This window comes from Thermodesulfomicrobium thermophilum DSM 16697 (assembly GCF_059568695.1).
In genome coordinates, this window is the sequence record NZ_JCANTW010000019.1 from 16,801 (window position 1) to 33,185 (window position 16,385).

Sequence of the window (16,385 nt, forward strand, 5' to 3'; positions counted from 1 at the left end):
ATGGATGCCCAGCGCCAATTCTTCGATGCCCGGGCCCACGACTGGGAGGCGCGCTGCTATCCTCCCGAGACGCGGGCCCGGCTGCAAGCCTTCCTGCCGAGCTGGCAGGTGGAGACAGGCGCCCATGTCCTGGACTTAGGCACCGGTCCAGGGGTGCTTTTGCCGTATCTCGCGGCCTACGGCGTGCGCGTGGTGGCTGTGGACATTTCCATGGCCATGCTCCAGCAGGCGGCGCGCAAGTCCATGGCCTTCGAGCTGGTGCAGGCCGACGCCCAACGGCTCCCCTTTGTGGACGCCACCTTCCACCAGGTCATCTGCTTTGCCGCCTTTCCCCATTTTCCCGATAAGGCGCAGGCGGCGCAGGAATGCGCCCGGGTGTTGCGGCCAGGGGGGACCCTCGTCATCGCCCACCTCCTCTCCCGCGAAGAGTTGGCGAGGCACCACGGCCACCACGGGGCCGTGGCCGCAGACGTCCTCCCCGAGGCAGGCGCCATGGAGGCCATGCTGGCTGCAGCAGGGCTGCGTCTTATCGAGCTCGTTGACCAGCCAGGCCGCTATCTGGCACGGGCGCGACGTGAATCCGAGCCATCTTGTCCTTCGTGACCTCGTCTGCCGCCTCGGGGGCCAAGAGATCGTCTGCGCGGTCAGCCTGGAGCTTTCCCCGGGCGAGCACGTCGCCCTTCTTGGCGGCAACGGCGCGGGCAAAAGCACCCTGCTGCGCGCCATCCTGGGGCTTGCCCCGGTGCATGCCGGCAGCATCCTCGTGGACGGCCGCCGGCAGCCCCGGCCCTGTCCTGCCTCCTGGGCCCTAACCATGGCCTGGATCCCCCAACGCCCGCCGCGGGGAGAAATCCCCTTTCCACTGCGGGAGCTCCTCGCCCATCCCCGGGCGTGGGCGTGGGGAGAACGCCTGGGGCTTGGGGCGCTCCAAAACCGGCCGCTCTCGCAGCTCTCCGGAGGAGAGCTCCAGCGGGCCTACGTGGCCCGAGCCCTCGGCCAGGTGGACGCCGGCACCGGGCTCCTTCTCGCCGACGAGCCCACCGCAGCCCTGGATTTTTCCGGCCAGAACGAGGTGGGGGAGATCCTCTCCGCCCTTCCCGTCACCCTTTTACTCGTCACCCATGACCCGGCCCAGGCCAGACGTTGCCACCGCAGCCTCACCATGGCGCAAGGGAGGATTCGCAGCGCATGACCGACCTCTTGAGCCTCCTGAGTCTGCCCGCAGTGCTCCGCGGCCTGGTAGCCATGGTGGTATGCGGGATTTTCCTGCCCGTGGCAGGGGTGGCCATCGTGGCCCTCAATATCTATCCGCTGCGCTTCACCATCATGCACACGGCCCTCCTCGGCCTGGCGGTGGGCGGGTGGCTGGGCGCGCCCCCGGGAGCCGTGGCCATCGTGCTGTGCGCCGCCACCGGGGCAGGGCTTGGCGCCCTGGCCCCCTGCCCACGGAGCGCGGCCGCAGCCATGGGGTTTCTCATGCCCGTGGCCATTGCCCTGGCGTTTCTCGTCTTGGCGGCCTCCGGGGTCCATGCCACGGATGCCTTTGCCCTGCTGTGGGGCTCGGTCCTGGTGGCGTCCTGGGGCGAAGTGGGGGTTCTGGCCGCCGTGGGGGCAGGGATGCTGGGGCTTGCCTGCGCAGGACGGCGCCAGCTCGCCCTCTACCTCCTGGACCCGGAGCTCGCCTGGACAAGCGGGGTGGAAACCCGCCGCCTGGGGATCATCCTCCTGTCGGTCCTGGCCGTAGCCATGGCCGCTTCGGTGCGCCTCACCGGGGCGCTCCTCGTGGACGCCGTCACCATCCTGCCGGCCTTGACCGCCCGAGCCATGGCCACCAGCCTGACATCGATGACACTTCTGGCCATGGCCGCAGGCCTTGCCGGAAATCTCTTGGGATTTGCTTTGGCCCTGGTGCTGGACGTTCCGCCCGGGCCCATCCTCGTCATCACCGCAGGCGGCCTCACCCTGGCTGCGCACCTCGTGCGCGCCCACACCCAAAGGAGACGCTCATGAAATGCCGAATCCCGTTTCTCTACTTCCTGATTTTCGTGTTTGCGGCCCTGCCGGCCCACGCTGAAGGCGTCGTGGCCTCCACCTCCTGGGCTGCGGCCATGGCGCGCGCCGCCGGCGCCACCGAGGTGCGGGTCATCGCCCCGGAAGGGCTCCAGCACCCGCCGGACTACGACCCCAAACCTTCGGACCTCGTGGCTATACGCCAAGCGCAGGTGGTGGTGCTCGGCGGTTTTGAAGGCTTTGCCGCCAAGCTCCTGGAGGCCGCCGGGAGCTCGGCGCAGGTGGTGCGCCTGCATCTCTCCTACGACCCGCATACCGTGGAAACCGAAGTGCTACGCCTCGCCGGGATCCTTGGCACTTCTCCCGCGGCCCAAGCCTTCGTGGCCCAGTGGCGCACGGAAGTGGCCGCGACGCAAGCCCGTTTGCGGCATCTCGCCCAAGGCCGCACGTGCATCGCCCACCTCTTCTTCACGCCCTGGGCCGAGCTCGCCGGCCTTACGGTGCGCGACACCTTCGGCCCCAAGCCCCTCTCCATCCCCCAACTGGGCAGACTCGCCACGCTTCACCCCGAATTTATCCTCGACAACGCCCACATGCCCCAGGCCCAAGCCCTGGCGGAGGCCACCGGCGCACGACGCATCGTCCTCGCCAACTTTCCCGGCCCAGGGCAAAGTCTTCTCGACGTCCTGCGCGCCAATGCCGCGGCCCTGGAGCGCGCCCTGCAGGATTAGTCCGCGCCCGCAGACGCCTCCGCCACGGCGCCGCGCACCCCGGACGAAAGCAGGATGTCGACGAGCGCGGCCACCCCAGCATCGGCGCATGCAGGCAGGCGCAGATCCGCCGTGGCCTGAGTCCGGGGCGCGGCATTGGCCACGGCCGCAGCCAAACCGCACAGGGCAAAGAGGTGGGCGTCGTTTTCGTTGTCCCCCACGGCGATGCTCGCCAAGACCGGCCAAGCTTGCTGGGAAAATATCCAACGCGCAGCCGTGCCCTTGCCGCAGCCTGCCGGGAGAATCTCGAGAAAATGCCGGTCGCTGCGGCACACCTCACAGCCCGCCTCCGAGGCCACCTGCCGCACCTGGGCCTCGATCTGCGCCGCACCTTCTTCGAGCACCACGAGGAGCTTGAGAATGGGGCCGGACAGCCTGGCGCCTGCAGGCACGAGCTCGCCGTAGCGGGCAAAGGCCATGGAATACGCCTCCTGCCACGCGCCTCGGGGCTCGATGCCCGCCACCCGGTACACCGCCACCCCCAGGCCCAAGGCGCTGAGGGCTGCCACCAGGTCTTCGGCAAACTCCGGCAAGTGCGCCACCACTTCCACACCGCCAGGCCCCACGGCACAGGTGCCGTTGGCCGCCACGTGCCAGCCGGGAAGTCCCCATTTCTGGGCATGGGCCAAGGTGCTCACCGGGTGTTTGCCGGAGGCCAGGCTCACCCGGCCGCCGGCCTCGAGGTAGCGGGCGAAGGCCGCCTGCACCGCCGGCGGAAGCTCTCCGCCAGGGACGAGGAGGGTATTGTCGATGTCGCACACCAGCCACGGCAGCCCCCAGGCGTCCATGCAGGCGGCCCAATACCGGCGCACCTCGGCCACCAGACGCTGGGCGCGCCTTGCCTTGGCCTCGTTTCCCGGATGGCGCTCCACGATATCCCAAAACCGCTGCCCCAGGCTCACCCGCCCCCCGACGCCGGCGGCACGCCAATCGCACAGCGTCGTGGCCTCCACCAACCACGCGGCCTCCGCACGCGGCACCCGCGCAGCGTAGGCCTGCCGGATTGCAGGCGGGAGATGATCCCCCGCACCAGCCCGGGAATGGCGCAGCACGGCCTCCACAATCCAGGGGTCCTCGCCGCACGCCTCCAGAAAAAACGCCCCATCCAAGGGGTGGTAGCCGGTCTGCATCACGGCGGGCGCATAGCCGATGTCATGGGCCAAGGCGGCACGCGCAAGCTGCTGCGAGGCCACGGGGGAAAGCCCGAGCACGGCGGCCACATCGGCGGCCACGCGGGAGGCGTCCCGCATATGCTGCAAGCGAGCAGGATTGTGCGCAAAAAACGTATCCAATTGCTCCTGCCATTTACATTTTTCCTGCACGCGGCTATCCATGGGGCCACTCCACTTGAGGTTTGCTATGAAACACTCCCTCTGCCTGCGTATCCTTGCCGCCATCTGCCGAAAACTCTGGTCCGTGCTCCTTTTTCTCAGCCTCTTTGCCGCAAGCCACATTCTCAACTTCGCCTGGCCCGCCATGGCGCGCAGCGCCGCCGGGCTCTCCGAACTGCTGCAACAATTCCTCGCCCCCTAGCGCAGGAAAGAGCAACTGGCGCAAACGCACGGCCCGCCCCAACCGAAAAGGATGCAGGGCGCAGGGCTCATGGACGCCCATGACGGCTCCTGCCGGACAGTCCGCCACATCCTGGACCGAACCGGCACACGCCAGACAAAACGCCCGCACCCGGGCCAGAAGCCGCGGGGCGTCTTCGTCCTCCGTCACCCCTTCGAGCGGGCACTGGCCACAGCCAAGGGTCTGCACCCGGCCGCCCCGACACCAGGAACACATCCGCCGCACGGCCCGCAATACCACTGATGCTTGCTGCATGTCCGCCTCCTGCCGCTGTTGCTACCCCCTTTGCGGCCAAAGGCCAAGATCGCGCCAACCGATCCCTCCACATGCCCCACAACAAAGCGTCCTGCAGAACGCCAGGCAGGAAAATACATACAACTATTTGTATTTTCATACTTTTATTTTTTTATCGATTATTGACCCAGGGTCACATTTTTCCTTGACACCTCCCCGCCCCGGCGCATAGAGGAGCTTTCCATGAAGCGCGAAAACCTCCTCCAGAACAGCCTGTACTTTTTTTGGTACTTTTATGGGAACAGGGCCTGTGGTCTGGAGGGGCTGTCGTAGCGTTACACATCACGAACATCCACCGAAGGGCCGCAGGCGCAAAGCCGGCGGCCCTTCGAGTTTTTCGGGCCGCCGGGGCCGGGCCCCAAACCAAGGAGGAGGCCATGAACCTGGGAAAAAGCGTTCGTTTGGAGCGGATCTTCAACCGCAACACCGGCAAGACCATCATCGTGCCTTTGGATCACGGCACTACCGTGGGGCCCATCGCCGGGCTGGTGGACATGCGGGAAACCATCAACAAGGTGGCCGAGGGCGGGGCCAACGCCGTGCTCATGCATAAGGGCCTGCCCCGCTGTTCCCACCGCGGCAAAGGCCGGGACGTGGGGCTCATCATTCACCTGTCCGCCAGCACCACCCTCTCGCCCTTCCCCAACGCCAAGACCCTGGTGGCCACCGTGGAAGACGGCCTGCGCCTGGGGGCGGACGCCGTGTCCGTGCACCTCAATCTTGGCGACGAGACCGAGCGCGACATGCTGCGGGACGTGGGCGAAGTGTCCTCCCGGGCCGAATCCTGGGGCATGCCGCTTCTGGCCATGGTCTACGCCCGCGGCCCCAAAGTGAAATCCGAATGGGATCCGGCGACGGTAGCGCACTGCGCCCGGGTGGCCGAGGAATTGGGCGCAGATGTCGTGAAAGTCCCGTACACCGGAGATCCGGAGAGCTTTTCCCGGGTCACGGAAGCCTGCTGCATCCCGGTGGTCATCGCCGGCGGCCCCAAGATGGGCTCGGTGCGCGAAATCCTCCAAACCGCTCACGACAGTCTCAAGGCCGGCGGCGCCGGGCTCTCCATGGGCCGCAACATCTTCCAGGCCGAAGATCCCACCCGTTTGGTGCAGGCCCTGCACGCCGTGGTGCACCTGGACTATGACGTGGACCAGGCCCTCGACCTCATGCACACCCCAAGCGTCTAAAGGATTCCCCATGCGTATTTATTTCGCTGCCCTGCCCTTTTGCAAAGACGAGGTCGCCCTGGCCCTGGAATCCGGAGTGGACGGCGTCATCACCGACGCCGAACACGTGCCGGCGGTCCAATCCCTGGCCAAAGGAGTGGTCCTGGACGCCGCAGACCTCCTGTGGGTGACTCTGGCTTCCAAGGAAGACGAAGAGACGGCCGTGACTCAAGCCCTTGCCGGCAAGACCGTGGTCCTGCGCGCCGGCTTCGAGATCATCCCGGTGGAAAACATCCTCGCCCAAACCCGAGAGGTCCTGGCCGAAGTGGAAAGCGCCGAACGGGCGCGGGTGGCGGCCGGCATCTTGGAATGCGGGGTGGCGGGAGTTGTGGTACGGCCGGAAGCCGCGGCGGAACTCAAGACCATCATCGCCGAGCTGCGCGAACGCCTGGGACAGGAGCCCTTGGTGGCAGCCACGATCACTGCCGTGGAGGACGCCGGACTCGGGCACCGGGTGTGCGTGGACACCACCTCGCTCTTCACCACCGGCATGGGGCTTTTGGTGGGGAATTCCAGCGCCTTCACCTTCCTGGTGCACGCCGAGACCGAGTCCAACCCCTACGTGGCGCCCCGGCCTTTTCGCATCAATGCCGGCGCGGTGCACAGCTACTGCGTCATGCCCGAAGACCGCACCCGCTACCTGGAAGAACTGCGGCCCGGCGACGCGCTGATGGTCGTCCACGCCGACGGCCACACCCAACGGGCCACCGTGGGCCGGGTCAAGACCGAAATCCGCCCCATGCTGCGTATCGACGCCGAGGCCGACGGCCAGCGCGGGACCATCTTCCTGCAAAACGCCGAGACCATCCGCCTCACCCGGCCGGATGGCACCCCGGTGAGCGTGGTGCAGCTCGCCCCCGGCGATCAGGTGCTCTGCCGCCTGGATGCAGCGGGCCGGCACTTCGGCATGCGCATCTCCGAGGACATCCGCGAATGAACACCGAACCTGCCCTGACCTTGGAAGAACTGCGCCAGCGCATCGACGCCGTGGACGAGGCCATTGTCGCCCTGCTTCACGAACGGGCGGGCCTCAGCCGCCAGGTGGGCCAGCGCAAAAAAGACGGCGTGATCTTCCACCCGTTTCGGGAAAAGGAAGTCCTCGACCGCCTGCTTGCTCTGCCCGGCGAGCACCTGCCCAAAGAGCATTTGCGCGCCATCTACCGCGAGATCCTCTCCTCTTCCCGCAGCCTGCAAGCCCCGCAGACCGTGGCCTATCTCGGCCCGGAAGGGACCTTCTCCCACCGCGCCGCCCTGGAGTACTTCGGCCACAGCGCCGAGCTCCTCCCCCAGCCATCATTGGAGGCGGTATTCCGGGCCGTTGCCACGGACACCTGCCGGCTGGGCATCGTGCCCCTGGAAAATTCGCTCCACGGCTCGGTGGCCGAGACATTGGACCTCTTCCTCCACCACGACACCCCCATCCTGGCCGAGGTCTTCTGCCGAGTCCGGCACGCCCTCCTTGGACACCGCATGGAGACGGTGCGCCGGGTGCTCTCCCATCCCCAGGCCCTGGCCCAATGCGCCCAGTGGCTGCGCACCCACCTGCCCCACGCCCAGCTCATGGCCGTGGAAAGCACGGCAGCCGCGGCCCGAGCCGTCCACGACGACCCCGAGGCAGCGGCCATCGGCCATCCCGGCTTGGCAGGCCCCACGCTCGCCGTGCTCGCCACGGACATCCAGGACCTGGCGGACAATTGGACCCGGTTCGCCATCATCGGCCGCGAACCCGGCACTGCTGCCCAGCGGGACAAGACTTCGCTGCTCCTCACCCTGCCCGACCGGCCAGGCGCCTTGGCCGCAGTGCTGAGCCTCCTCGCCGAGGCCGGGCTCAACCTCGCCAAGCTGGAGTCACGGCCGCTGCGCGCGGAAAAATGGAAGTACATCTTCTTCATGGACGTGGAGTCAGACTTGGGCGCGGAAAAATACGCCCAGACCCTCCGGCAGGTGGCCGAATGCTGCCATAGCCTGCGCGTGCTTGGAAGCTACCCCGCCGGCCCCCACCTCGACCCATTGTGAGCACGACATGATCATCATCCCTGCACCGCCGTCCAAATCCCAGACCCACCGCGCGTTCATCCTGGCGGCCTTGGCCCCAGGCGTCTCGCGGGTGCTACGGCCCTTGGAGAGCGACGACACCCAGCGCACCCGCGATTGCCTGACCGCCTTGGGCGCCCGCATCCATCCCATCGAGGGCGGCTACCGCGTGGAAGCCATTGCGCAGACCCGGCCGACTCATCCCGTGGAGCTCGCCGTGGGGGAGTCCGGCACCACCTGCCGCCTCATCACTGCAGTGGCGGCGGCACTCCCCGGCACGTACCGCATCTCTGGGGAAGGACGCATGCACCTGCGGCCCATCGCCCCCCTCACCGACGCCCTGGAACGCCTGGGCGTCGGCGTCCACTTCGAAGGCGCCCCGGGCTGCCCGCCCCTGCGCCTCACTTCACGCGGGTTTCTCCAAAGCCACACCCCCCTCGATGTTGCGGAAAGCAGTCAATATCTCTCGGCCCTGCTTTTGGCCGCGCCGCTGAGCCCCCAGGGGCTCACCGTGGATATCACCAGTGCCGCCATCGCCTCCTGGCCGTACGCCCACCTCACCCTGGAGGCCATGCACCACGCCGGGGTCCCGGTCACCATCAGTGAACGCGAAGGAAAAGGCTTCGTCCCGCGCGCACCGGAAGAGGTGCCGGGGCTTTCGGCCCCAACCCTGCGCTTTTGCGTGCCCGCCGGCCACAGCTACCGCGCCGGGGATTTTCTCGTGGAAGGCGATTGGTCCAGCGCCTCGTATTTCCTCGCCGCCGGAGCGCTCGGCCGGGTGCCGGTGGCGGTCACCGGGCTGCGTTCCCAATCCTTGCAAGCAGACCGGGCGCTTGTGGATATCCTGAACACCATGGGCGGCCGGGTGGAGGTGCACGAAGATCGCGTCACGGCCTATCCCAGCCGCCTGCGCGGCGCGGAACTGTCCATGGGCGCGTGCCCGGACATCGTGCCCACCGTGGCCATGCTCGCTGCCGCCGCCCACGGCACGACCCGCATCCGTGACGCCGCGCATCTGCGCCTCAAGGAAAGCGACCGCATCGCCGCCGTGGTGGACGGGCTTACCCGCCTGGGGGTTTGCGCGCAGCCAACAAGCGACGGCATGATCATCCATGGGGGAATCCAGAATACCTCTCCGGTGGAGCTGGCCACCTTCGGCGACCACCGTCTGGCCATGAGTCTCTGCCTGGCGGAGCTCTTGGGGGCGCGGCCCATGCTCGACACCCCTGGCTGTGTGGCCAAATCCTTCCCCCACTTTTGGGAGCTGTGGGAAACGGTGCGCCGCGCCAATGCGGAGGAACGTCGTGCCTAAACAGGCTTCCATGGTGATCCTCGGCGCCCGCGGCCGCATGGGGCAAAGACTCTCCCGGGACTTTGCCCGGGCCGGATTCTCCGTGGCCGGCTTCGACCTTCCCCTGGATCGCACGCGCCTGCATGCCGCCGTGGCCGCGGCGCGCTTCGTCGTCCTTGCCGTGCCTGTGGCCGCCGTGGCCGGGGCCACCGCCGTCGTTGCCCCGGCGCTCTGCGAAGACACCATCCTCATGGATATCACCTCGGTGAAGGTCCTGCCTCTGCAGCAGATGCTCGGCGCCACCGCCACCCCGGTGGTGGGGCTCCACCCGCTTTTTGGCCCCGACACCCAAGCGCCCTTGCGGGTGGCGGTGGTCCCCGGCCGGGGCGAGGAGGCCGCCTGCGCAGCCGAAACACTCCTCAAAGAGGCCGGCTACGCCCCGTTTCGCACCACGGCCAGCGCCCATGACCAGGCCATGGCCTACATCCAAGGGCTCAATTTTCTGACCACCGTGGCCTATCTCTGCGCCACGCCGGACCTCGATCTCACGCCGTACCTCACCCCGTCTTTTGGCCGCCGCATGGAGGCTGCCGCCAAATTGGTGGGCGAGGACGCGGCCCTCTTTTCCACCTTGGTGGAGGCCAATCCCTTCTCCCTGGAGGCCGCCCGCCGCTTCCGCAGCTACCTCAACCTCACCGCCAGCGGAGACCTGGAACTGGCGACCCGCAAGGCGGAATCCATGCTGTGGTGGTGGCGCAGGACGACTTCCTCGGGAGGGCCGTAAGGCTTTGGTCCTGGTAAATATCCATGGCCGGCCGGTTCCTCCCGAGGAACCGGCCTTTCTTTTTCCCCCAACCCTGGAGAACACCATGCCCCATAATCCACCACCTCTGCGCCAACGCGGCGCGTGGCTGCCGGCTGACACCCAAACCCCCATTTCCCTCTACCTCCACATGGTGCAGCGCAAACCGGGCATCCTCCTGGAGAGCAGTGAAGTGGACGGACGGCTCGGCCGCTACAGCCTCATTGCCTGGGATTTTCGGCTCGTGCTCAGCTGCGCCCAGGGCCGACTGGCGGTGCGCGTCAATGACCCGCGCCTGGAGCCCCTGCGAGAGCTCCACGGCCTGCCCTTCCTGGAAGGCGTACGCGCCGCGCAGGCGGCCATCGCCATCCTGCCGCCCGAAGCAGGACTGCCGGCCATGACCCGCTCGCTCATCGGCTATTTCGGCTACACCAGCGCCGGGCTTTGGGAGCCCGCCGTGGCGGATATCCTGCCCCCGCACCAGGCGGATGCCTGCCTCGTGCTGCCCGGCCGCCAGATCCTCTTCGACCATCTGCGGCACCGCTGCCTCACGCTGGCCCTGGAGGAAGATCCCATGCCGCCCATCTGTGGCCGCCCGCTCACCCCCGAGCCTCCGCGCCTTGGCCCGGTGAGCACCATCCCGGACCGCGAGCAATTCCTGGCCAGCGTGCGCCGCACCAAGGAGGCCATCCAGGCCGGCGAAGCCATCCAGGTGGTCCTCTCCACCCGCTTCTCGGCCTCGTTTTCCGGATCGCCCTTCGAGGTCTACCGCACCCTGCGCCGGGTCAACCCGTCGCCCTACACCTTCTACATGGCCCTATCCCCGGACTTCACCCTGCTCGGGTCCTCGCCCGAACTCTTGGTGCGCTCCCAGAAAGGCCACCTGGAGCTTCGCCCCATCGCCGGCACCCGGCCGCGCGGGGCCACGGTGAACGAAGACGAAGCCTTGGCCCAGGAGCTTCTGGCGGACGAAAAAGAACGCGCCGAACACGTCATGCTGGTGGACCTGGGGCGCAACGACCTCGGGCGCGTCGCCGCCCCCGGATCAGTACAGGTGGACGCCACCATGGAGGTGGAGCGCTTCTCCCACGTCATGCACCTCACCTCCTACCTCTCGGCCACCCTCAAACCAGGGCTCACGGCCCTCGACGTCATCGCCGCGGTGTTCCCCGCCGGCACCGTCTCCGGGGCCCCGAAAATCCGGGCCATGCAGCTCATCCACGACGAAGAATCCCTCCCCCGGGGTCCCTACGCCGGATGTATCGGCTGGATAGGACTGGGCGACGAAGCCGCGGACATGGATACCGGCATCACCATCCGCTCCCTGTGGGTACAGGGCGGCCAGATCCATTGGCAGGCCGGAGCCGGCATCGTCTTCGACTCCGACCCCGAAAAAGAATGGCAAGAGTGCCACAACAAGGCCCGGGCCATCCTGACGGCCGTCAACGAAACCGGAGGCAGCGATGTTTTTGCTGATCGACAACTTTGACTCGTTCACTTTCAACCTGGTGCAGGTCTTCCAAGGTTTGGGCGTCGAACCATTGGTGCTGCGCAACACAGAAACGCAGCTCCTTGAGCTTGCCACAGACCCGCGGCTGAGCGCCGTGGTACTCTCTCCTGGTCCCAGTCATCCCAGCAATACGGGGCTGTGCCTGCGTTTCCTGGACCTGGTGCCCCGGAGCGTGCCGATCCTCGGGGTCTGCCTCGGGCACCAGACCCTGGCCCATCACGCTGGCGCCACCGTGGGCAGGGCCCAGCGCATCATGCACGGCAAAACCTCCCTCGTGACCCACGACGGTGCCGGGCTCTTTGCGGGCCTGCCCAACCCCGTGGAGGTGGGGCGCTACCACTCCCTCGCCATCCTCGAGGACCAACCGCTCCCCTTTACCGTCACCGCCCGGGCCGATGACGGAGAAATCATGGGCATCGCCTTTGCCGACCGCCCCTGGATGGGGGTCCAGTTCCACCCCGAGTCCGTGCTCACCCCCCATGGGCCCAAGCTTCTCGCCAACTTCATCACCATGATCCGGAGGTAACCATGTCCATCGCTCCCATTCTCGAAACCCTGCTTGCTGGCCACGACCTGGACTTTGCCACCGCCTCGGCCGTGTTCGCCAATCTCTTGGACGGCCGCCTGTCCGAGGGGCAGGCCGCGGCCCTGCTCATCGCCCTGCGCAGCAAAGGCGAGTCCGCCACCGAGCTGGCCGCTGCCGCCACCGCGGCCTTGGCGCGCGCCCACCTGGTGGAAGGGCTTCCCTCCCCGCGCATGGACACCTGCGGCACCGGCGGCGACGGGCGCCAGAGTTTCAATTGTTCCACCGCTGTGGCCCTGCTTCTCGCGGACATGGGCTATACCATGGTCAAACACGGCAACCGCGCGGTTTCCAGCACCTGCGGCAGCGCCGACATTGTCGAGGCCCTGGGCCTTCCCATGGCGCAAACCCCGCAATCCGCCGCAGCCGCCGCCCAGGCCAGCCGCTTCGTGTTTCTCTTCGCCCCGCACTTTCACCCCGCCTTCGCCCGCATCGCCCCGTTGCGCCGCGCTCTCGGGGTGCGCACGCTCTTCAACCTCTTGGGGCCGCTCATCAATCCTGCCCGCCCCACGCACCAGATCCTTGGAGTCCCGGAAGAACGCCTGGTGCCCATCATGAGCGCCGCCCTGGCGCAGGTCGGCGTAGAGCGCGCCGCCGTGGTGCACGGGGCCGGAGGCTTCGACGAACTGACCCCCTGCGGCCCAGCCCAAGTGGCCTTCGTGCACGGCACCATGGTGCATGAAGCGACCATCCATCCAGAATCCTTTGGTTTCGACGCCTATCCCCCGGAGAGCCTCACCTGCGCCGACAAAGCCGACGCCATCGCCCGCCAGCGGGAAGTGCTCGCCGGCCAAGGCCCGGCGCCCTTGCAGGCCATGGTGGCCCTCAACCTGGGCCTTGCCCTGCATCTGCTCGAAGACCTGCCCCTTGCCGAGGCCATGACCATGGCCCGAGACAAGGTCGCCCAAGGAGTCTCGCAGGAGGTGCGCTATGCTTGAGCGCTTCCGGGCGGCCAAACAGGCTGAAATCGCCGCCCTGCATGCCGCCGAGGCCGCCGGCACCCTTGCCCCCCTCTGGGCCGCAGCGCGCCCCAGCCTTGCCGAAGCCATCGCCACGGCCCGCGCCACGGGACGCAGCGCCATCATCGCCGAATACAAACGCGCCTCACCCAGCCAGGGCTGCATCCGCACGGACCTCACCGCCCGCGAGGTCTGCAACCAGTACGCCAGCGCCGGGGCCTGCGCCCTCTCCATCCTCACGGAAGAGCGCTACTTTCAGGGAAGCCTTGCCTTCCTCCACGACGCCGCGCCCCTGGGGCTGCCCATGCTGCGTAAGGACTTCATCCTCCACCCCCTGCAGGTGCGCGCCACCGCCGCCACCCCGGCCAGCGCCGTGCTCCTCATCACGCGCATGCTCTCGGACGCCGTCCTTACCCAATGCCTTGAGGCCGCCAAGCGCACCGGGCTCGAGGCCGTGGTGGAAGTCTTCGACCGCGCAGACCTTCACCGGGCGCTCGCGGCCCAGGCGCGCATCATCCAGGTCAACGCCCGGGACCTGGACACCCTGGCCGTGGACCTAGGTCGCAGCCGCGCCCTGGCGCGGGAAAAATCCCCGGGACAGATTTGGATCGCCGCCAGCGGCATCACCTGCCGGGAAGACGTGCTGCGCCTGGAGGATGCGGGTTTCGACGCCGCCCTGGTGGGCACGAGTCTCATGCGCGCCCCTGACCCTGGGGCGGCCCTGCGCCAACTGTTGGGGGAGCCATGATCGTCAAAGTCTGCGGACTCACCCGCGAGGACGATGTACGCCTGTGCCAGACACTTGGAGTGGACATGGTGGGATTTATCTTCCATCCCCAAAGCCCGCGACGGGTAGATCCGGCCTGGGTGGGGAGCATTGCCACCTCCTGCCGCAAGGTCGGAGTGTTCACGGTGCAGGACACCGCCACCATCGCTCACATGGCGGCCGAGGCGCGGCTCGACATGCTCCAGCTCCATGGCCCCTATGCGCCTGCCACCGGGCAAGTCCTTGGCCCGGAGCGCGTCATCGCCGTGCTCTGGCCGGAGCGCTTCCCCACGCCGCAGGCATTCCTCCGCGCGGCCTCCTCCTGGCAGGGGCATTGCCGCTTTCTGCTCCTGGATGCCGGGCGCTGCGGCGGCGGCCACGGCCGACCATGGAGACTCCCTTGGAGCCTGCCCGCGCTACCTCTCCCCTGGATCCTGGCCGGCGGCCTCGGCCCGGAGACCATCGCCGCCGCGTGCGCCCTCCGCCCGGACGGGGTGGACCTCAACTCCGGGGTGGAGGCCCGCCCCGGAGTCAAGGACGCCGCAAAGCTTCGTCAGACCCTCAACCACCTGCGAGGTTGTTCATGATTCTTCCGCGTCATTTCGGCCCCTTTGGCGGCCGCTACGTGCCGGAGATGCTCATCCCGGCCCTGGATCAACTGGAAGCCGCCTTTGTGGAGGCGCACAGCGATTCGGCCTTCCACGAGGAGTTCCAACGCCTGCTTGCCTGCTATTGCGGCCGCCCCACGCCGCTCTACCCAGCGGAAAACCTGACCCGGCATTTGGGCGGCTGCCAGGTGTTCCTGAAGCTTGAAAGCCTCAACCACACCGGCGCCCACAAGATCACCAACGCCCTCGGCCAAGCCCTGCTTGCCCGGCGCATGGGCAAGACACGACTCATCGCCGAGACCGGGGCCGGCCAGCACGGCCTGGCCACAGCCACGGTGGCCGCCCGCTGCGGCATGCAGTGCACGGTGTTCATGGGCGAGGTGGACGTGGCCCGCCAATATCCCAATGTCTTCGCCATGCGCCTTTTGGGGGCCGACGTCGTCCCGGTGGCCGACGGCACCCGCACCCTCAAGGACGCGGTCAACGCGGCCCTCAAGGATTGGATCCAGCATCTGGACTCCACCCACTACGTGCTGGGGTCCGCCCTGGGGCCGCATCCGTATCCCACCGTGGTGCGGGAGTTCCAATCGGTCATCGGCCGGGAGGTGGCGGCGCAACTGGAAACCCAGACCGGCCGGCGGCCAGGTCACCTGGTGGCCTGCGTGGGCGGCGGCTCCAACTCCATGGGGCTCTTCGCCCCCTTCCTTGGAGATCCCAGCGTGCGCCTCTACGGCGCCGAGGCCGGCGGCCGGGGCCCCAACCCCGGAGACCACGCAGCCCGACTCCAAGGGCAGCCCAAGGCCGGCATCGTCCAAGGGTACAAGAGCTACTTCCTCCAGGACGACCACGGCCAGGTGCAGGGCACCCACTCCATCTCCGCCGGGCTCGACTATGCCGGCATCGGGCCCGAGCTCGCCTGGCTCTTTGACCAGGGCCGGGTGGCCTTCACCCCTATCCCGGATACCGAGGCCCTGGCCGCCTACCAACTGCTGGCGCGCCTCGAGGGCATCATCCCGGCACTGGAATCCTCCCACGCCGTGGCCCTGGCCATGCGCCTGGCCCCGACCCTGCCCCCCGAGGACATCATGGTGGTCAATATCTCCGGCCGCGGCGACAAAGACCTCTTCATCACCGCCCGCGCCCTGGACGCCGAACGGTGGATTTCCTTTCTGCAAAGCGAGGTGGAACGTGACCAATAAACTCGATGCCGTGCTGGCGGCGGCCCATGGGCATATCCAACTCATGACCCATGTGGTGGCCGGATACCCGGATCTGGACACCGGACTGCGCCTGGTGCGCGCCATGGCGGCCTGCGGGGTCCGCATCATTGAGATCCAAATCCCCTTCACCGACCCTTTGGCCGACGGCCCCACCATCATGGCCGCCAACCAGGCGGCCCTGGATGCGGGCATGACCCCGGAGGACGCCCTGGCCTGGGCAGGAGCGGTGGCAGCGGCCCTCCCCGAGGTGGCGGTACTCATGATGACGTATGCCAACGTGCCCTATGCCATGGGCATGGAGGAGTTTCTGCGGCGCTGCGCGGCGAAAAGCATCCAGGGAGTCATCATCCCGGATTTGCCGGTGGACGAACCCGAAGGAGACTACGCCGCCATGGCGCGGCGTCTGGGCGTCCATCCCGTCATGGTGATCTCCCCGGACACCCCGGAAAAACGTCTTGAGCTCCTGCTCCCCCAGGCATCCGGGCTCCTCTACACCACCCTCAAAGTGGGCATCACGGGCGCAAGTTCCGACCTGCACCCCGAAGCACTCGCCTATCTCCAGAGCCTTGGCCGCCGCACTCACATCCCTATCGCCGCGGGCTTCGGCATCAGTCAGCCCCGGCATGTGGCGGCCCTGGCGGAACGCGCCCAGGTGGCGGTGGTGGGAAGCCACGTGCTCAGTCTCCTGAACCACGGCGGCATCCCGGCTGTGGAGGCGTTTTTGCGCGCCTGCATGGCATGAT

General features: G+C 67.7%; 18 protein-coding genes. 17 read left to right on the forward strand and 1 reads right to left on the reverse strand.

Annotated elements, in window-relative coordinates:
• The 4 genes from BR00_RS11535 to BR00_RS11550 are packed head-to-tail and all read left to right on the forward strand — an operon-like array spanning position 1 to position 2,741.
• Positions 1–603 carry a class I SAM-dependent methyltransferase gene (locus tag BR00_RS11535; RefSeq protein WP_496477749.1) on the forward strand — a complete coding sequence of 201 codons (603 nt, stop codon included), beginning with the start codon at positions 1–3 and terminating at the stop codon, positions 601–603.
• Positions 575–1,192 (forward strand): ABC transporter ATP-binding protein, encoded by a 618-nt coding sequence (locus tag BR00_RS11540; RefSeq protein WP_496477750.1) that lies wholly within the window; start codon positions 575–577, stop codon positions 1,190–1,192. Before BR00_RS11535 ends, BR00_RS11540 begins: the two co-directional genes overlap by 29 nt.
• Positions 1,189–2,010, forward strand: a complete 822-nt coding sequence (locus BR00_RS11545; RefSeq protein WP_496477751.1) for a metal ABC transporter permease — start codon at positions 1,189–1,191, stop codon at positions 2,008–2,010. The genes BR00_RS11540 and BR00_RS11545 overlap by 4 nt, the downstream gene beginning before the upstream one ends.
• Positions 2,007–2,741, forward strand: coding sequence for a metal ABC transporter solute-binding protein, Zn/Mn family (locus tag BR00_RS11550; protein WP_496477752.1), 735 nt, complete (start codon positions 2,007–2,009; stop codon positions 2,739–2,741). The genes BR00_RS11545 and BR00_RS11550 overlap by 4 nt, the downstream gene beginning before the upstream one ends.
• Here the strand turns inward: BR00_RS11550 and BR00_RS11555 are convergent.
• Entirely contained in the window at positions 2,738–4,114 is a 1,377-nt protein-coding gene (locus tag BR00_RS11555; protein WP_496477753.1) for an HAD-IIB family hydrolase, read from the reverse strand. The two genes, BR00_RS11550 and BR00_RS11555, sit on opposite strands and share 4 nt — an antisense overlap.
• A 25-nt stretch (positions 4,115–4,139) precedes the next feature.
• On the opposite strand from BR00_RS11555, the gene BR00_RS11560 reads away from it, so the two are divergent.
• The 13 genes from BR00_RS11560 (at position 4,140) to trpA (ending at position 16,384) form a co-directional block, all read left to right on the forward strand.
• Positions 4,140–4,313 carry a hypothetical protein gene (locus tag BR00_RS11560; RefSeq protein ID WP_496477754.1) on the forward strand — a complete coding sequence of 58 codons (174 nt, stop codon included), beginning with the start codon at positions 4,140–4,142 and terminating at the stop codon, positions 4,311–4,313.
• 710 nt (positions 4,314–5,023) lie between these two features.
• Positions 5,024–5,830 (forward strand): 2-amino-3,7-dideoxy-D-threo-hept-6-ulosonate synthase, encoded by an 807-nt coding sequence (locus tag BR00_RS11565; RefSeq protein WP_496477755.1) that lies wholly within the window; start codon positions 5,024–5,026, stop codon positions 5,828–5,830.
• Between the two features lie 10 nt (positions 5,831–5,840).
• Positions 5,841–6,806 carry a 3-dehydroquinate synthase II domain-containing protein gene (locus tag BR00_RS11570; RefSeq protein WP_496477756.1) on the forward strand — a complete coding sequence of 322 codons (966 nt, stop codon included), beginning with the start codon at positions 5,841–5,843 and terminating at the stop codon, positions 6,804–6,806.
• The gene (gene pheA / locus BR00_RS11575; RefSeq protein ID WP_496477757.1) at positions 6,803–7,885 is read left to right on the forward strand and encodes a prephenate dehydratase; all 1,083 of its coding nucleotides are present in this window, start codon (positions 6,803–6,805) and stop codon (positions 7,883–7,885) included. Before BR00_RS11570 ends, pheA begins: the two co-directional genes overlap by 4 nt.
• A gap of 7 nt (positions 7,886–7,892) precedes the next feature.
• Positions 7,893–9,215: a 3-phosphoshikimate 1-carboxyvinyltransferase gene (aroA, locus tag BR00_RS11580; RefSeq protein ID WP_496477758.1), complete on the forward strand. Its 1,323-nt coding sequence runs from the start codon at positions 7,893–7,895 to the stop codon at positions 9,213–9,215.
• Positions 9,208–9,978 (forward strand): prephenate dehydrogenase/arogenate dehydrogenase family protein, encoded by a 771-nt coding sequence (locus BR00_RS11585; protein ID WP_496477759.1) that lies wholly within the window; start codon positions 9,208–9,210, stop codon positions 9,976–9,978. The genes aroA and BR00_RS11585 overlap by 8 nt, the downstream gene beginning before the upstream one ends.
• 85 nt (positions 9,979–10,063) lie before the next feature.
• Positions 10,064–11,485, forward strand: a complete 1,422-nt coding sequence (locus tag BR00_RS11590; RefSeq protein ID WP_496477760.1) for an anthranilate synthase component I family protein — start codon at positions 10,064–10,066, stop codon at positions 11,483–11,485.
• The gene (locus BR00_RS11595) at positions 11,460–12,032 is read left to right on the forward strand and encodes an anthranilate synthase component II (protein WP_496477761.1); all 573 of its coding nucleotides are present in this window, start codon (positions 11,460–11,462) and stop codon (positions 12,030–12,032) included. The genes BR00_RS11590 and BR00_RS11595 overlap by 26 nt, the downstream gene beginning before the upstream one ends.
• Positions 12,033–12,034: 2 nt before the next feature.
• Positions 12,035–13,027, forward strand: coding sequence for an anthranilate phosphoribosyltransferase (trpD, locus tag BR00_RS11600; protein ID WP_496477762.1), 993 nt, complete (start codon positions 12,035–12,037; stop codon positions 13,025–13,027).
• Positions 13,020–13,796, forward strand: a complete 777-nt coding sequence (locus BR00_RS11605) for an indole-3-glycerol-phosphate synthase (RefSeq protein WP_496477763.1) — start codon at positions 13,020–13,022, stop codon at positions 13,794–13,796. Before trpD ends, BR00_RS11605 begins: the two co-directional genes overlap by 8 nt.
• Positions 13,793–14,401: a phosphoribosylanthranilate isomerase gene (locus BR00_RS11610; protein WP_496477764.1), complete on the forward strand. Its 609-nt coding sequence runs from the start codon at positions 13,793–13,795 to the stop codon at positions 14,399–14,401. Before BR00_RS11605 ends, BR00_RS11610 begins: the two co-directional genes overlap by 4 nt.
• A complete protein-coding gene (gene trpB / locus BR00_RS11615) occupies positions 14,398–15,621 on the forward strand; it encodes a tryptophan synthase subunit beta (protein ID WP_496477765.1) in 1,224 nt (407 codons plus the stop codon). The genes BR00_RS11610 and trpB overlap by 4 nt, the downstream gene beginning before the upstream one ends.
• Positions 15,611–16,384: a tryptophan synthase subunit alpha gene (gene trpA / locus BR00_RS11620; RefSeq protein ID WP_496477766.1), complete on the forward strand. Its 774-nt coding sequence runs from the start codon at positions 15,611–15,613 to the stop codon at positions 16,382–16,384. Before trpB ends, trpA begins: the two co-directional genes overlap by 11 nt.
• The last annotated feature ends 1 nt before the right edge of the window (position 16,385 follow it).

Bases quoted from the DNA above. Each gene is read 5' to 3' on its own strand.
- BR00_RS11550 (WP_496477752.1), top strand. From the start codon at position 2,007: ATGAAATGCCGAATCCCGTTTCTCTACTTCCTGATTTTCGTGTTTGCG.
- BR00_RS11545 (WP_496477751.1), top strand. From the start codon at position 1,189: ATGACCGACCTCTTGAGCCTCCTGAGTCTGCCCGCAGTGCTCCGCGGC.
- BR00_RS11535 (WP_496477749.1), top strand. From the start codon at position 1: ATGGATGCCCAGCGCCAATTCTTCGATGCCCGGGCCCACGACTGGGAG.
- BR00_RS11555 (WP_496477753.1), bottom strand. From the start codon at position 4,114: ATGGATAGCCGCGTGCAGGAAAAATGTAAATGGCAGGAGCAATTGGAT.
- BR00_RS11560 (WP_496477754.1), top strand. From the start codon at position 4,140: ATGAAACACTCCCTCTGCCTGCGTATCCTTGCCGCCATCTGCCGAAAA.
- trpB (WP_496477765.1), top strand. From the start codon at position 14,398: ATGATTCTTCCGCGTCATTTCGGCCCCTTTGGCGGCCGCTACGTGCCG.
- BR00_RS11565 (WP_496477755.1), top strand. From the start codon at position 5,024: ATGAACCTGGGAAAAAGCGTTCGTTTGGAGCGGATCTTCAACCGCAAC.
- BR00_RS11590 (WP_496477760.1), top strand. From the start codon at position 10,064: ATGCCCCATAATCCACCACCTCTGCGCCAACGCGGCGCGTGGCTGCCG.
- pheA (WP_496477757.1), top strand. From the start codon at position 6,803: ATGAACACCGAACCTGCCCTGACCTTGGAAGAACTGCGCCAGCGCATC.
- BR00_RS11605 (WP_496477763.1), top strand. From the start codon at position 13,020: ATGCTTGAGCGCTTCCGGGCGGCCAAACAGGCTGAAATCGCCGCCCTG.
- BR00_RS11570 (WP_496477756.1), top strand. From the start codon at position 5,841: ATGCGTATTTATTTCGCTGCCCTGCCCTTTTGCAAAGACGAGGTCGCC.
- BR00_RS11610 (WP_496477764.1), top strand. From the start codon at position 13,793: ATGATCGTCAAAGTCTGCGGACTCACCCGCGAGGACGATGTACGCCTG.
- BR00_RS11595 (WP_496477761.1), top strand. From the start codon at position 11,460: ATGTTTTTGCTGATCGACAACTTTGACTCGTTCACTTTCAACCTGGTG.
- aroA (WP_496477758.1), top strand. From the start codon at position 7,893: ATGATCATCATCCCTGCACCGCCGTCCAAATCCCAGACCCACCGCGCG.
- trpD (WP_496477762.1), top strand. From the start codon at position 12,035: ATGTCCATCGCTCCCATTCTCGAAACCCTGCTTGCTGGCCACGACCTG.